This is a genomic window from Paenibacillus sp. sg306046 (assembly GCF_059821225.1).
Genome location: NZ_JCAMRT010000047.1, coordinates 1 through 15,683, shown reverse-complemented (window position 1 = coordinate 15,683; position 15,683 = coordinate 1). Strand labels below are relative to the sequence as shown.

14 protein-coding genes are annotated in these 15,683 nt (G+C 48.1%); 3 read left to right on the top strand and 11 right to left on the bottom strand.

What is annotated here, in order from left to right; genetic code table 11:
* Nucleotides 1–45 precede the first annotated feature (45 nt).
* The 4 genes from AC6ROY_RS24745 to AC6ROY_RS24730 form a co-directional block, all read right to left on the bottom strand.
* Nucleotides 46–225, bottom strand: a complete 180-nt coding sequence (locus AC6ROY_RS24745; protein ID WP_500103232.1) for a hypothetical protein — start codon at nt 223–225, stop codon at nt 46–48.
* Nucleotides 226–242: 17 nt separating this feature from the next.
* Nucleotides 243–572: a nucleotide pyrophosphohydrolase gene (locus tag AC6ROY_RS24740; protein ID WP_500103231.1), complete on the bottom strand. Its 330-nt coding sequence runs from the start codon at nt 570–572 to the stop codon at nt 243–245.
* Nucleotides 573–1,267: 695 nt separating this feature from the next.
* Nucleotides 1,268–4,012 carry an AAA domain-containing protein gene (locus tag AC6ROY_RS24735; RefSeq protein ID WP_500103230.1) on the bottom strand — a complete coding sequence of 915 codons (2,745 nt, stop codon included), beginning with the start codon at nt 4,010–4,012 and terminating at the stop codon, nt 1,268–1,270.
* A gap of 61 nt (nt 4,013–4,073) precedes the next feature.
* Nucleotides 4,074–4,229: a hypothetical protein gene (locus AC6ROY_RS24730; protein ID WP_500103229.1), complete on the bottom strand. Its 156-nt coding sequence runs from the start codon at nt 4,227–4,229 to the stop codon at nt 4,074–4,076.
* A 124-nt stretch (nt 4,230–4,353) separates the two neighbouring features.
* Here AC6ROY_RS24730 and AC6ROY_RS24725 point away from each other — a divergent pair, with 124 nt between their 5' ends.
* Together AC6ROY_RS24725 and AC6ROY_RS24720 are read left to right on the top strand one after the other, a co-directional pair.
* On the top strand, nt 4,354–5,838 hold the full coding sequence (locus AC6ROY_RS24725) for a tagaturonate reductase (protein ID WP_500103228.1): 1,485 nt from the start codon (nt 4,354–4,356) through the stop codon (nt 5,836–5,838).
* 27 nt (nt 5,839–5,865) lie between these two features.
* Nucleotides 5,866–7,356, top strand: coding sequence for a UxaA family hydrolase (locus AC6ROY_RS24720; RefSeq protein WP_500103227.1), 1,491 nt, complete (start codon nt 5,866–5,868; stop codon nt 7,354–7,356).
* 292 nt (nt 7,357–7,648) lie between these two features.
* Here AC6ROY_RS24720 and AC6ROY_RS24715 read toward each other — a convergent pair whose 3' ends face one another.
* A complete protein-coding gene (locus tag AC6ROY_RS24715) occupies nt 7,649–8,980 on the bottom strand; it encodes a LuxR C-terminal-related transcriptional regulator (RefSeq protein WP_500103226.1) in 1,332 nt (443 codons plus the stop codon).
* An 88-nt stretch (nt 8,981–9,068) separates the two neighbouring features.
* Between AC6ROY_RS24715 and AC6ROY_RS24710 the strand changes: the two genes are divergently transcribed.
* Entirely contained in the window at nt 9,069–9,605 is a 537-nt protein-coding gene (locus AC6ROY_RS24710; RefSeq protein WP_500103233.1) for an O-acetyl-ADP-ribose deacetylase, read from the top strand.
* A gap of 102 nt (nt 9,606–9,707) precedes the next feature.
* On the opposite strand, the gene AC6ROY_RS24705 is transcribed toward AC6ROY_RS24710, so the two are convergent.
* The 6 genes from AC6ROY_RS24705 to istA all read right to left on the bottom strand — a co-directional run bounded on the left by AC6ROY_RS24705 (nt 9,708) and on the right by istA (nt 15,492).
* Nucleotides 9,708–11,423, bottom strand: coding sequence for a GTP-binding protein (locus tag AC6ROY_RS24705; RefSeq protein WP_500103225.1), 1,716 nt, complete (start codon nt 11,421–11,423; stop codon nt 9,708–9,710).
* 1 nt (nt 11,424) lies between these two features.
* On the bottom strand, nt 11,425–12,348 hold the full coding sequence (gene cysD, locus AC6ROY_RS24700) for a sulfate adenylyltransferase subunit CysD (RefSeq protein WP_500103224.1): 924 nt from the start codon (nt 12,346–12,348) through the stop codon (nt 11,425–11,427).
* Nucleotides 12,349–12,992: 644 nt separating this feature from the next.
* Nucleotides 12,993–13,151: a transposase domain-containing protein gene (locus AC6ROY_RS24695; RefSeq protein WP_500103223.1), complete on the bottom strand. Its 159-nt coding sequence runs from the start codon at nt 13,149–13,151 to the stop codon at nt 12,993–12,995.
* 104 nt (nt 13,152–13,255) lie between these two features.
* On the bottom strand, nt 13,256–13,981 hold the full coding sequence (gene istB, locus AC6ROY_RS24690) for an IS21-like element helper ATPase IstB (RefSeq protein WP_500103222.1): 726 nt from the start codon (nt 13,979–13,981) through the stop codon (nt 13,256–13,258).
* A 2-nt stretch (nt 13,982–13,983) separates the two neighbouring features.
* On the bottom strand, nt 13,984–14,460 hold the full coding sequence (locus AC6ROY_RS24685; protein ID WP_500103221.1) for a hypothetical protein: 477 nt from the start codon (nt 14,458–14,460) through the stop codon (nt 13,984–13,986).
* A 132-nt stretch (nt 14,461–14,592) separates the two neighbouring features.
* Nucleotides 14,593–15,492 (bottom strand): IS21 family transposase, encoded by a 900-nt coding sequence (istA, locus tag AC6ROY_RS24680; protein ID WP_500103220.1) that lies wholly within the window; start codon nt 15,490–15,492, stop codon nt 14,593–14,595.
* Nucleotides 15,493–15,683: the final 191 nt, after the last annotated feature.

Genomic DNA, 15,683 nt, shown 5'->3' with positions numbered 1-15,683 from the left:
TGAGAACTTAAGGATACCAGACCACCTGCTGATTGGGTTATTTTTCTATGTGACGATTTTTCGACAAGAACTTTTGACTGTCCAGATAGAATTATTCCACGAATTAATTTCACTTTGCGAAGTACCACCTATTTTTTCAACGTATGACTCATAAATTTTCACGGCAATGGTATCTTCAGTTACATGATCCATAAAATCTTTTTTGGTGGCTTCATAAATAATCATACTGCTGAACTCCTGTCTTAAAACTCTGTATATTTTGTAGCGTTGCCTTTTGATTTCTCAACAGGATACTTAGCTTCATTTTTACTTAATTTATTGATGATAGCAGAATTGATATCTATATCAAGATCATGTGCAAGCATGAGAGCATACATCAGTACGTCTGCTAGTTCATCTTCAATCTTATCCCGTCTTAACTTGAGAGCCTCTTCACTATCTTTCCATTGAAAATTTTCGAGTAATTCACTTGCTTCTAAGGTTAAAGAAATAGCTAAATCTTTAGGATTATGGAATTTTCTCCATTCTCTCTCATCTCGAAACCGATTAATTTGAGTTATGATACTTTCCATTTAGTAAGCCTCCTTGTACAACGGAATTGTTCCTTTAAATTAAAAAATAATAATATTCCCCCATACATTGATACCTTGATATGGTTATACTATAACAGATATATGGATATGGGTTAATTTTTGTGAACTTATTTATAGTGAATCGAGTAGGAAAAAGGGGGGCTATCCCCCATTCTGTTATACCCCTTGTGCGATCCGTGGCCCGCATGCCCCAAATAATAGGAAACTGAAGTCTAAAAGGCACTATTTATGTTTCGTGACATTGCCGATGCGCCGCTCTTGAACTATCCATCAAGGGGAACTTGACTATAGAGATCACTCCAATGCTAGGATTACCTAAAGAAGACCGAGGACCATTGTCCTCGATCTTCACAGCGTTCATACCAGACACCAGAGTTTTTCAGTTTCTTCTGTTTGTTTTAGCTAGTGGGATTACAAGGAATATATGACGCATAATTACCAAATGAATGATGGTTTAGGTATTAGAAAAATAATAGGATTAATAATAATTCCAATTTTCTATGAGCTTATCCTGAACGGATTGACTTTTAATTGCTCGTTTGTTACATAAGGTTTTATAAAGAAAAGCACATAAACAAATGCTTAGAGTCAAATAAAATTTTGAGGCCTCGTCTAGCTTACTAAATAGTCCCTACCATCCTATAACTGGTCCAGCATTAATTTGCCTTGCCCCTTTAATCATCTATTTCTAACACTCTATCCAACGCGGCCCGAATTTTCGGAATCTCATTCGAGCCTGTTGTTGGGAGTCGTAGTAAAGGAAACTGCTTTTCTTTACAGATCCTATTTTTTAATTGATCTCGCTCCATTTGATCCGATTTATTTCGATGACTGGCAAAGCCATCTACCTCAATAGCCAACAGCGGCTGCTTATTAATAGCATCATAGACAACGAAGTCAAACGAAGCTCTGTTTTGGATATACCGTTTTTCCCGTTCGCTAAGACCATCCCTTTCTCTGAATATATCCTTGAGATAGATTTGCATATTGAAATAAACACCTTTATATCTTTTTTCACTAACGATATCTGTAATGACGGCCCACATAATATTTTCAGACTTATATTTCGATTGGTTTCCTACTCTACTGTGCAGATAATTCAACCGCTCCGAGTACTCGGAATACAATAGGTCGAAGACAGAGATCAGTTCACTTTTAGTAACATGCTTATGAAGGGTTTGGTATTCAATGTACCGGATCAGATTGCCAATGTCTTTTCTGGAATTACGGAATAACTTATGGTCCGTTACCAAAATGAACTGCTTCTGGGCTCTAGAAACCGCTACATTCACTAAGCAAGACTGCTCAACGAAATTTCTCCCAATCTGTCCAATCCTAGTTTGATCTAATACTGTAGACAGGATCATGACGGGCTTCTCACGTCCCTGGTATTTATGAACCGTATCTATTTCAATATCCTTCTCAAGCTTCGAATTAGCTTCCGTCACTTGCAAGCGATACGGAGTAGTAAATCCGATATCTTCATTTGGAATATCCTGCAATTGAAGCTCCTTTAAAATCTCCTCTTTTACTACATCGATTTCCCGATGGTTAAAGCTGCCTTCGTTTCCCTTGATCGTCACTCTTCGCATGTGATTTCCTGCAGACGTATAATGCAGCTTGATGGGAACATCCGATTCGGAACCCAATGTGAAAGGAATCAAATCATTGTCGTAGTACTGATTATTGCAAAAGCCTATGATTTGAGGATGGCATCTGTAATGCTCTTTCAATATGACTTTAGGAGTGCTCTCCCCATAAATCATAAGCGTGGATGATAATAAACTGTGTTTAAAATAGTCGTAGCCTTCCTCGACATGTGTAATCTTTAAGTGTTTTTGAATTTTTTCATCTACAATCTGGGGCAGTTGTTTCGTATCACCCACAATAATGGCCTGTTTACAGCAAGACATAGCCAAGACCCCTGAAAGCAGGTCTACTTGAGAGGCTTCGTCAATGATCACATAATCAAACAGAAACTGTTCAGGAATGCATACGCGTAAGGAATGCGTGGTACTCAGTAAGATGGGAAAATGAGAAACGAACTCACTGAAATTCTTTTTATAATTTTGTTGACTGCCCTTATAAGCGGCTTTATATCGATATTTTTGATAAAGCCTGTGTTTAAATAAAGTAATAGAATTAGCCTCATGTTGCTTAATCAACGCTTCGAATGATTCTTTTTCGAGCTTCAGCTTCATGTCGCTACTCTGCTTTTCTAGCTCCGCAATCTTGACATCGTAATATTTCTTTTGAAAGCTCGTGACCAGATCCAATCGATTCTTTTTTAACTTGCTAAAATCAATGAATCCATACTTGAAAAGCAGCTTCGCTTTTTGTAACAAACGATTCTCCATCAAGTACTCATCAGCCAAAAATGCTATTATGGTTTCAGGGGTTTGACGTCGATAAAACAGCCGCTGCATTTCTGCAAAATTTTGCTTATGATGGTGGAGATGGAAATGCTTTTGTTCGAGACGATACGCAGAAATGTCCTGGTCAAGCTTGGCTTTCCGATTTGCAACCTCCAATAACTGGTTAAGACGTTCAGACAATTCGTTTATGCTTTTAATAAGTTCTTCTTCCGGAACTTTACTCTTCCATTCGTCTACATTATGCTGGGGTAGATTCTCAAAAAAAGCTTGTTTGTTCTTCTTATTTCCTAATGAAGCGACAAGGAATCCATACCCATTCTTATGAAGCTTATCCTTCACATTCTGCACGGCAGAGTTATTGCCAGATACTACTGCTACTGTCTTATTTTGCATAACCGTTAAGTTCGCAAGAATATTAAGAATTGTTTGTGTTTTTCCCGTCCCAGGGGGTCCCTCTATAACTGAAATTTTATTGACAAGTGCTTGTTCGAGCGCTTGCTTTTGACTTAGATTAAATCTGAAAGGAAAGACTATTGGAGTCGGTGTCGGTTCTGACTGTGTCATAGACAACTTATTCATGTACGCATTCAACACGCTGTCTTTAGATATAGCATGCATCTTGGAAAATTGCTTTTTCAGTAGAGCCTCTTGCTTGTCATCTGTCTTGATGTACTGAGCTATGTCCTCCCAATAGTCCATGAGTCCAGTCATTCGGTTAGTTCCCATTTTCTCTGGCTCGATGCTGATCAAAGAGGCATCATAAAATTGTGTTTGTTGGTTGTTAAAAAACACCTTATAAACTTCTCCAAAATTGAGAAGCTCTTGTACGTTTCTGAGAGGAATTCCTGCATAAAATACGGTTTTTTCACGAGTATCCAACGAACTCAAAACAGAAAATATCTTAACTTTTTTGGATAAATACTCGTATATCTTTTCACTGTTTTTAAATTGCACATGTACCTTATTTTCATGAATCGTATAGTCTACGATTTCTCTTGTCTGATCACCTTTATCAGTGATAATTAGCACTTTATGCTCATCCATCATATAGTTCCTTAGCATGAAATCATTAGTGGTATACCCAGGTATTATAACTCACCCCTTCCTATTTTTTCAAAATAATTTGTACAATAAAAAGAATAGCCACCCCCTGTGACATATCTCCTTGCAGCTTCTCCCCAAAGAACTGAAAATGAAGAAGAACCAACGTTGCATCCACTCGCTGACCGTCTGCAATCCGCTCTCCAGACAACCAACCCAACCAACGGCACGCACCCTTGCAGTTGGTCCAGCACGAACATGTTAACGTGTGCAAACTAACATCATGATTTACACACCGTTCAATGTGCAGCCCTATCCCCCACCTACTAAAGGAGGCTCCACCCATGAAACGCTTAAACAAAACGACCCATCCCGTAGCTAACCGTTACCCCGAGAAGGTGCTTCAGTTCGGCGAAGGCAATTTTATGCGGGCATTTGTGGATTGGCAGATTCAAGAGATGAACCGGAAGACCGATTTTGGCGGAAGTGTTGTGATCGTGCAGCCGTTGCCTCACGGCTTGGCGGAAGGTCTGATGGAGCAAGACGGCTTGTACACGTTGTATATGGAAGGAATCAAGGACGGCGAGGCGGTACGGGAGCACGAGGTCGTGGAGTCGGTGTCGCGGGCGCTGAATCCGTTTAGCCACTATGCTGAATATATAGCTTTGGCTGAGCAGCCGGAGCTGCGGTTCATCGTCTCCAACACAACCGAAGCAGGCATTACTTTCGTGCCGGAGGACCGGCTCGACGACCAGCCCCCAAGCAGCTTTCCCGGCAAATTGGCAGCCTTGCTGTACCGCCGTTACCAGCACTTTGCAGGCGATCTGTCCAAAGGCTTCATCATCATCCCCTGCGAGCTGATCGACCGTAACGGCGATGTGCTGAAAGCCACGGTGCTCCGATACGCTGAACTGTGGCAGCTGGAGGAAGGCTTTGTGCGCTGGCTGCATGAGGCCAATACGTTTTGCAGCAGCTTGGTGGACCGGATCGTGCCGGGTTACCCGAAGGACCGGATCAGCGAGATCACAGCGGAGCTTGGCTACGAGGACCGCTTCATCGTCGTTGGCGAGCAGTTTCACTTGTGGGTTATCGAAGGACCGCAAGCGATCAAGGACGAGTTTCCCGCGCACCTGGCTGGTCTGAACGTGCTCGTTGTCGATGATATGACGCCTTACCGGACACGTAAAGTGCGGATTTTGAACGGGGCTCATACGGCGATGACGCCGGTTGCCTACTTGTATGGACTGGATACGGTGCGGGCGGCGCTGGAGCATGAGGTTGTGGGCGATTATGTGAAATCGCTCATTTATGAGGAAATTATCCCGACGCTGGATTTGCCGGAGGAGGAGCTGACCTCCTTTGCAGCGGCTGTGCTGGAGCGCTTCGGCAATCCGTTCGTCGAGCATTACCTGATGAGCATTTCCCTCAATTCGGTATCCAAATTCAAAACGCGCGACCTGCCGTCTTTGCTCGGCTATGTGGAAGCCCGCGGTACGCTGCCGGTCAAATTGACCTTCTCGCTTGCTGCGCTAATTGCCTTCTATCGGGGCATTCGTTACAATCCTGCCATTCAAGGCGACGAGCCGATCCAACTGAGCGATGACCGTGAAATACTGGACTTGTTCCAAGCAGCGTGGGACGGCTTTGACGGAACGCTGCCCGGCGTGCAAAAGCTTACCGCTACGGTGCTCGGAGCTGCGGAGCATTGGGGCCGTGATTTGAATGAAGTGCCCGGCTTGACGACGCTCGTCGCCGAGCAGCTGTATGACATCGTCAGCATCGGCATGCAGCCTGCGTTGCAAGCATTGCTGACTGCCGGCAGCCGTTGACCATAGGCCATCTAAGGAGGAGTCCCCATGAAAGAGATCATTCAGATTCATCCTGACGATCATGTCGCTGTCGCCTTGCGGGATTACAAGCAGGGGGAGCACGCGTGCATCGGCGGGAAAGAGATTACACTGCTGGAAGACGTGGCCCGAGGCCACAAAATTGCGCTTGAGCCTCTGGCTCCCGGCGAGCCGATTCTCAAGTACGGGTACCCGATCGGTCACGCCACTATAGCGATTTACCCCGGCGAGCATGTGCATACGCATAACACCCGCACGAATTTGACCGGTATGGAAACGTACAGCTATACGCCCAAGCTGACACCTAATCCGTTTACGGATGAGCAGCTAACCTTCCAGGGCTACCGTCGCGCCAACGGCGAGGTCGGCATCCGCAACGAGCTGTGGATTGTACCGACAGTAGGTTGTGTGAATGGCGTCGCCGAGCGGATCATGTCCACCTTTCAGGCAGAGGTCGGCTCTATTCATCCGTTCGATAACACGCTGGTGCTCAAGCATAATTACGGCTGCTCCCAGCTTGGAGACGATCATGCGCATACGCGGACCATGCTGGCCGATGCGGTCAAGCATCCGAACGCTGGCGGCGTACTCGTGCTTGGCCTCGGCTGTGAAAACAACAATTTGGCCGAGTTCCGGGAGGCGCTTGGCGAAGTGGACCCCGGCAGAGTGAAATTTTTGCTGTCCCAGGACGTTTCCGACGAGATCGCGGAGGGCGTCAAGCTGTTGAAGGACATTTACGAGGCGGCACGCCATGACCGGCGTGAGACGGTCCCGTTGTCCGAGCTCAAGATCGGGTTGAAATGCGGCGGCTCCGACGGGCTGTCGGGCATTACGGCCAACCCGCTGCTCGGCCAGCTGTCTGACTTTATGGCAGCACAAGGAGGCAGTACGGTGCTGACCGAGGTACCGGAAATGTTCGGGGCGGAAACGATCCTGATGGAGCGGGCCGCCAACGAGGACATTTTCAACCAAATTGTCAGTCTGATCAACAATTTCAAGCAATACTTTCTCGACCATCAGCAGCCTGTCTACGAAAATCCGTCTCCGGGCAATAAGGCTGGAGGGATAACGACGCTGGAGGATAAGTCGCTCGGCTGTACGCAGAAGTCAGGCACGTCGGTTATTAACGGCGTACTCCATTACGGCGATCGGCTGCAGACGAACGGCCTGAACCTGCTCAGCGCACCCGGCAACGATCTGGTCGCCTCCTCCGCTTTGGCTGCGGCCGGCTGTCAGCTTGTTATTTTCACGACAGGACGAGGCACGCCGTTCGGCACCTTTGTCCCGACGATGAAGATGTCCACAAATTCCACGCTGTATCAAAACAAGCCGCACTGGATCGACTTCAATGCCGGGGCACTCGTCGAGGACCGTGAGCCGGAGGAGTTGCTGCGCTCCCTGATTCATTACATCGTCAGCATAGCAAGCGGCGAATGGGTGAACAACGAAAACAACCAATTTCGGGAGATTGCTATTTTTAAAACAGGAGTGACCTTATAGGAGGCGGCTGTTCCGTGATGAGTTACGGGTCATGCGGAGTAACCGGGCAGAGCGTGTCACTTTCGGACCTGGCGTCTTTTCATGCTCCAAAGCTTGATCCATAACCCCTTGTCATCATCTGTATAAAAGCGTATTCCGATCAGCTTGAAGGGTGTCCATACTTCACTGAAATAATAAGACGGCATCTCGTTCTCCTTTCATGTACAGGTGATCGCACCTATTTTAACTTTAAGACGATTCCGGTCAAAAAAAAATCCCCCATACGGGGGATTTAACGGGATCACGGGCTTGCTCACTCGATCGGCATGAATGTCGCACCATGCTGCATCGCTTGTACCCGATTTTTTACGCCAAGCTTTCTGTACGTATTTTTCAGACGAGACTTCATGGTTTCAACGGCGATATGCAGAGATTGTGCAATTTCCTTGTTGGATAAGCCGGCCGCAATCAGCTGCAGGACGCGACGTTCCTGCTCGGTGAGCAGCTCCTTGTGCCGCAGCTTTGCGTCCGGCTCGGCGTCGAAGGCTTGCAGCAGCCGCTGAATGTAGGCGGATGGAACCGACGGATGACGTCGGGTCTGTCCATAAACCGTCAGCATCTCCTCCATCACAACCCCTTCGTCAACAAAGCTGCGAACATAGGCTTCAGGCTCCGCCAACTGCAAGGCCGCCTCCAATTGGATCATAGCCGCCTCCGTCTGACCCCAACGCTGCAAGGTCACGCTTATCAGCAAGATGGCCTTGACGCGGTCCCGCAGACGATCCTCCTTCGTTAACAGCTGTTTCAACTGCTCCAGCACATGCTGCGCCTCTTCCATCCGCCCGCACGCTGCAAGCACTCTGGCGAAAGCCAGATGCTCCGGCACCCGGTACAAGGAAACTTCATCCGTGTACGCCAGCCCGCACCGTTGCAGCCAATCCCGCGCAGGCTCGGTAAAGCCTTGCTTCAGCGCCAGACAAGCCTGCTCCGCGTCGATGCCCAGTATAAACAAGTCAGCATCCGGAGAGTCGATCTGAGACTTCAGCTGCGTAAGGATGTCCGAAGCCCGGCCCGGGCGCCTCAGCGCCTGCTGAATCCGCGAAGCGCTGATCGCAATTTGAATCAGTATCCGTGCAAAGGGCTTCCTATCCTCGCGTCCGAGCGTCTGGTTCACCACCTGCTCAGCTTCCTCCAGCCGATTCCATTCATACAGCAATTTGCTGTAGGAGGCATACAAAAAACCGACGAACAGGTAGCTATCCTTTTCTCCCCAGATCGAAATCCACTTCTGCAAAAAGTCGCTTCCCTCACGCAGATCGTTGATAAAGGCAAGATGGTCGTCAAATAAATCGTAGCCCTGGTACCGGTTGCGGCCCATCGTTTGAAACAAGCTGCCCTCCGGCAAACAGTGCTCCATCAGCTCGAAATAACGCGAGGCTTGTTCCAGGTCGTTGTACAGATAAGAAGTGATCGAGCAGAAAAAATAAAGGTTACCCATGACCTCCTTCCACTGCGCTTCGCTCCAGACCCCCCGCATCGCCTGAAAGCGGATCGTGGCTTGCTTCACCCTGCCGAAGGCGGCTTCCCATTTCCCGACACCCAGCAATACGGATATATAAAACAGCTCGATCATCGGCTTTTCCATGAACGCATTTTCCGGCAAAAGAGCTACCGGAAAGCCGATGGAGGTGCAGGATGGAGAATGGGAATAAACGAAATCAGGCAATCAGGCAATCATTTCCCTTATAAAAAGGGATATCACGAAAGTTAAAGCTGACATTATCGTCAATGCGGCGAATACAAGTTTACTTGGCGGCGGCGATGGAGCTATCCATAAAGCTGGCGGAAAACGAATTCTTGAAGCGTGCGTCAAGATCCGAGAGCGGCAAGGCGGCTGTGCTGTCGGCGAAGCCGTTATGACTACAGCGGGCAATCTGCCCGCCTCCTATGTTGTTCACACCGTGGGCCCTGTATGGAACGGAGGAACCAACAACGAAATCGAAAAGCTTAGAAGCTGCTATCACAATTCGCTGAAGCTCGCCTTGAGCTATAAGGCTGCAAGCATAACTTTTCCGAATATTAGCACAGGCATTTACCGCTTTCCTAAGGAGCTGGCGGCAGAGGTTGCTATTGAAACCGTGACCGCTTTTTTGGATTCCTTGGCGGTTCAGCAGCAACCGATCGAACAGATTTATTTTGTCTGCTTTGATGATGAGAATTTTAATCTATATCGTGACAAGCTGCGCGAAATCCAAGAGAGAAATTTGTGATGTGATTCGCACAAAACAAATAGATTCCCTACACGACGACTCTCGTCACGACGATGTAGGGAACCTATTCTGCCTATATGTCCAGAAAATACAAGCTTACGATTAGTGAATTAAATACTTCATGATTCGTTTCACTACATCATTGGCAGCTTCTTCGATTGAATGCCTGCTTGTATCAATTTTGATTTCCGAAATCCCAGGTTCACTGTGTGCGCTTGTGCTGCCCGCAGCAACAAGTCCATTTACATAAACGTCAAGATAGGATGCTTTGCCAATGATGTCGCGCGCGGCTGCTCGATCGTTTTCGTTCGGGAAATCACTTGCTACCAATGCAATAAGTCCCGCATCGTTCATCAACTTTGCCACTTCCACCGTGCGCTGCGACGATTCCCCAGGGCCAGTTTGCAGTAACATGGTGTGGAAGCCTGTCGATACCAGACGTTTTTCAACTTCCTTCGCAAGCGGTACTGTATCCGAAGCCGAACCGGTGAACCAGAGCGTTAACGGATGCTGCCCTTTTTGCTCGGCACGAATATCTCTGGTAACTTCCGTATCCAGCCCTACAAATTTACCAGTGCTTTCAAGCGCCTGGTCAATTACTCCGCATGCAGATGTCATATTGGTTACCCGATCAATCAGAATAAATCCGCCAATGCTTTTATATTGCTCAAAGGAATCAAAAACGATGCTGTCCGATAAAGAAAATTCACATGTTGCCAATTCATTTTTGACAATATGATCTGCTGGAACGGTATTTCCCGTATTAATATCAATTTTATGCGTAATAGCCGTCACCGTACCGGGCAGAACCTTCGTTCCCACTTTCACTAAATAATTTTTACCGGGAGTCAGTACGGAATCATCCATCCAAAGAATCGTGGCGATGAAGCTGTCCGCCTCTTGGATTTCATTGCTTTTCGTGAACACACAGCCCCGCGAAACGTCAACCTCACGATCCAATTGAATGGTTACCGGTTGTCCGGCAAAGGCTGCATCCCGCTCTTGGTCTGTCACCAAGATCCGTTTGACCTTCGCTTTTTCACGACTTGGCAGAGTTGTCAGCTCATCGCCGACCGCGATGCTCCCCGCCTCAATTTGGCCCTGGAAGCCGCGAAACGTATGGTCTGGCCGACATACACGCTGAATCGGCATCATAAACGGCTTCGTGTCATTGGTATTATGCACATCTACATTTTCCAAATACGGCAATAAAGGAAGCCCTTCATACCAAGGGGTATGCTGTGATTTTTTTGTAATGTTATCCCCTTCTGTAGCAGAAACAGGGATCACTTGTATGCTTTCAAAGTGAAACTCAGCGGTCGTTTGGAAGAAATCTTCTTTTATCTCATCAAACTTCCGTTGATCAAAATTCACCAAATCCATTTTGTTCACAGCTAATACCAGATGCTTGATTCCCATGAGTGCGCAAATCCGGGTATGGCGTTTGGTTTGAGTAATGATCCCTTTGGTTGCATCCACAAGAATTACCGCCAGATCCGCAAAGGATGCGCCGACAGCCATGTTACGCGTGTATTCTTCATGTCCAGGCGTGTCCGCTACAATGAAGGAACGGTGATCCGTCGTAAAATACCGATAGGCCACATCAATAGTGATCCCTTGCTCGCGCTCGGCCAGCAGTCCGTCAAGAAGCAAGGAATAGTCAATTTTTCCGCCACGACTGCCGAGCCGGCTATCCAGCTCCAATGCTTTTTCCTGGTCGGCGAACAAAAGCTTTGCATCATAAAGCATGTGCCCGATCAAGGTGGATTTTCCGTCATCTACGCTTCCGCAAGTAATAAATTTAAGCAGACTTTTCATATTAAAAATAGCCCTCCCGTTTGCGTCTTTCCATACTTCCCGCCGCTTCCTGGTCAATAACCCGACTTGTCCGTTCGGATGAAACCGCGCCAAGCGTCTCTTCGATAATGGCATCCAGCGAGTCCGCATCCGAGTCGATCCCGCCAGTCAGCGGATAACAGCCCAGCGTGCGGAACCGCATCTTCCTCATTTCCACCTGTTCACCCGGTTCAAGCTTCAAGCGATCGTCATCCACCATGATGATATGTCCATCGCGATTGACGACAGGTCGTTCTTTGGCAAAATAAAGAGGTACAATATCAATGTTTTCTTTTCGAATATATTGCCAGATATCCTTTTCTGTCCAATTGGACAAGGGGAAGATGCGAATGCTTTCTCCCTTATTAATTTTGGTATTAAACAGCTTCCACATTTCCGGCCGCTGGTTTTTCGGGTCCCACGCATGATTTTTATTCCGGAATGAAAAAATCCGCTCTTTCGCCCGCGATTTCTCCTCATCACGTCTTCCGCCGCCAAACGCAGCCGTAAATCCGTATTTGTCCAATCCCTGTTTTAAAGCTTGAGTTTTCATAATATCGGTATACGCGGCGCCATGCTCAAGCGGGTTGATCCCTTGTTCCACGCCTTCCTGATTCGAGTGCACAATCATTTGGATCCCGAATTCTTTAGCTTTGCGATCGCGGAACTCGATCATTTCTTTAAATTTCCACGTCGTATCAATGTGCATGAACGGAAATGGCGGCTTCTCGGGATAAAAAGCTTTCAGCGCCAAATGCAGCATCACAGAACTGTCCTTCCCGATCGAATACAGCATCACGGGATTCTCACATTCCGCCGCGACTTCTCGTATAATATAAATCGCTTCAGCCTCAAGTTGATCCAGATGCGTCATTTCATGTATGGAATCAAGCACCGGTTTTTGCATGGAAAGGGGCCTCCTTTTAATTCTAACTAAATCTATCGTATTTCTTTATATCCTATCAGATTTTAGCTTTTATGCAAAGTGGAAGAATCTAAAATTCTCGATATTTCTGTCTTTTTCGTCTGCTCGTGTGGTACATTTTTCAAAAAACGACGCCTTCTCCAACACAATAGTCATTGTATGACTTTAAAGATCACTTCGTCACGCCTATGCTGTGAATTCTTTACGATGGAAAAAGGGAGCGGGAGAAAAGGATTACCTGAGGTCGCTCGTGCTTTTCCAAATCGCGGTGGGTTTGCTGGGGGAGTGGACTGAAGTGTGGGCAATCGCCCCCCTGCTCATTTATCCATAGGAACATTAAGCATGGGCTTGTGAATAATGATTTGCTCCGCCAATAGTGGGGACAGCATTTATAGTGGTTTAAACCCTGGATCAGGGACAATGGGGAGGCGACGCGTATGGGACAATATCTTTAGTTAGGCATTTGTCACCGTATTACCGTGAGCGTCAAATAGCCCCCACCTAGCAGACAGATGGGAGCGAGTGTATGATGAAGAAAGATTAGCTGAGACGGCAGTTGTCCGGCAGCCCNGTCAAATAGCCCCCACCTAGCAGACAGATGGGAGCGAGTGTATGATGAAGAAAGATTAGCTGAGACGGCAGTTGTCCGGCAGCCCAGAAGACCATGGCATAAATGACTCTAACGCTCCTGGATCCTGCAAATCTGCAAGCTGCGGCAACTGCTCAAAGATATACGTGAGATACCGGAACGGATGCAGCCCATTCTCTCTGGCTGTTTCGATCACGCTGTAGATCGCTGCGCTAGCCCTGGCTCCGCGTGTGTTTTTTGCAATCAAAAAATGCTTAAATTTGCTGCGAAAAATGCCGAGACAACTTGCCAGTTAAATCGTCACTGCGGTATACGTTCCATCGCTTGCTTGAGCCGGAAGCTATCCCCCGTGAATGAAAGGATGTGTGCGTGATGGACAAGGCGATCGACCAAGGCAGACGTCAGCTTTGTATCTCCGAAAATCGAAGTCCACTGACCAAACTCCAGATTGGACGTGACGATCACGCTCTGTTGTTCGTAACAGTCGGCAATCACATTAAACAGCAATTCAGAGCCCGTTTGGTTAAACGGGACATAACCCACTTCATCCAAGATAATCAGATCCATCTTCTTCAGCTTCTCACGAAAGCGGCTGAGCATACCTACCGCAAACTTCTCTTGCAGTAACGACACTAAATCGGAAGCTCGAAAGAATTGAACGGCATGTCCTCTCCTGCAAGCCTCTACACCAAGCGCAGTCGCCATATGCGTCTTGCCTGTTCCAACTGCCCCCATGAGTAGCAGGTTTTCATGCTGCGTCAACCATCTCATGTCGAGCAACGTCTCAAGCGTACAACCGGCGGGAAATGAAATGTGCTCGCGTACGTAACCCTCAAAGGTTTTCAAGTGCGGGAAGCCAGCCTGTTGCACGAGTTTCCCTAGCCGGGCCCGCCTGCGTCCTTCACGTTCCGCCAGCAACAATTGCTCGACAAGCACTTGCGTCTGCTCGTTCTGTTGCTGCGCCACATAATCGACGACATGCGCCAAGCGAAGCTGTCTACACAGGTCTGCCAGTTCCGGCTTCATCGTCAGCTCACTCCCATCAGTCGATCATAGTGCTGCAGCGAGGTCGTTGCCTGGGTACCTGGAGGAGAGAGCGTCTCGTTCCACGCTACCGGTATGTCGCGGTTCACTTGCACGAGTCCAAGTGCTGCTGTTAATTGTGCGACCGTGACCTCGACGGACGCTTTCCGTAGCACTTCGGCGATCTGTGGGATGGGGTAGACGCCACACCAATGCACGAGTGCTTGCAACCGCTCCTTACGCGAGGCAAAGTCAGCAACACGGACGTAGGCTTGCACCTCTTCCGGCAGCATCCGGATGAACTGCGAGTGGTTAACGCCGCGCGGCTTTCGTAGCAGGTTGGTGAAAACTTGCGCCCACGGAACCTCAGCCGTTTTGCCGGTATAAGGACGCGGTACTTCCCGCACAAGCTCGTGCTCTTTCGTCAAGATGGCGACTCGGTCCCAGAAGGCCTGGATCAGCACTTCGCTGCCTTGCTGCACGAGACCCACTCATGGGATGGCGGTGCCTTCAAACCGAATCTCGCCGTACTTGTTCACGACCGCTGCGCCCAGTCGGAACGGTTCGAAGGCTTCTTCTGGCAAGGTCAAGAGCTGTGCGCGGTCGGCTTCCCATCATTCGGCGATGCGGACACCCTTGGCGTAGTGCTGTCGCTCACGATCCTGCCTGGCTTGCTCGGCGAAATACGTAGCCAATTGCTTGTGGTCCTCGTACAGCGGAATCGGTACTGCCCAGTTGCGCTTGGCGTAACCACACTTGCTCTCCACATGCCCTTTCTCATGACCGCTGTACGGATTGCAAAATACAGCTTCCATTCGGTAATGCGCGCAAAATCGTTGAAAGCCCTCTGTGAGCTGGCGCTCACCATGCTTCTCGATGTGGACGACGGCAGCCGACAGATTGTCGAACCACATGCGCCGCGGAACGCCACCCATTTGTTCAAAGCATTGCTTCATCCCTTCAAGAAAACATTCCTGGTTCTCGGCAGGCGTCGGATAGACAAATGCCGTATTGCTACAAGGAAAGGACACGACGAGTAGCTTGTATGTCATAAGCTGCTGTTCGTGACTAACCTGAATGGTGGTGAAATCTACTTGTGCTTCGCCCGGCGGATGCTCGAGCCGCTCATACGTCTTCGCGCGTTCCAGCGCCATTCGGCTCTTCTGTTGCTTGATGTAACAGAGTACGGTTCGCTGGCCACCGGTAAACGAATGCTCAGCTTGTAGGCGTTGGAAAATCCGAACACCGGTGTGCCGCTGCTTACGTGGAAGGAGCTGATCCTCCTCTAACCAGGTATCCACGATCTCCATGTACGGTCCCATCACTGGGCTGCTGCTCTTACGTTTGCCTAATGGTTTGTTCCAATCGCTCTTGTCCGCATATCGCTTGGCTGTCCGCCAATGTACCCCCACCTGTCTAGCGATGTCGCTCACGTGAAGCCTTCTGCTTCGCGTAGAAATTTGATATACTCTTGTTGAGGCATTTTCAGCATTCCTTTCAGTCCCCTTCGTCAAGTTGTCGCAAACCTAACGATAGGAGGATAATAGGGTGCTGGCAAGTGTCTCTTTTTCTTTGCCGTTAGTTGAGCATTTTTACGCTGCAATTCTCGGCACTTTTATTATGCAATATACAAACGAGTACAATTTCATCGGCCAGCTTGTGAAGAAGCAGGCTTACAATAGTAACGGGCATTTGTTATCTGAAA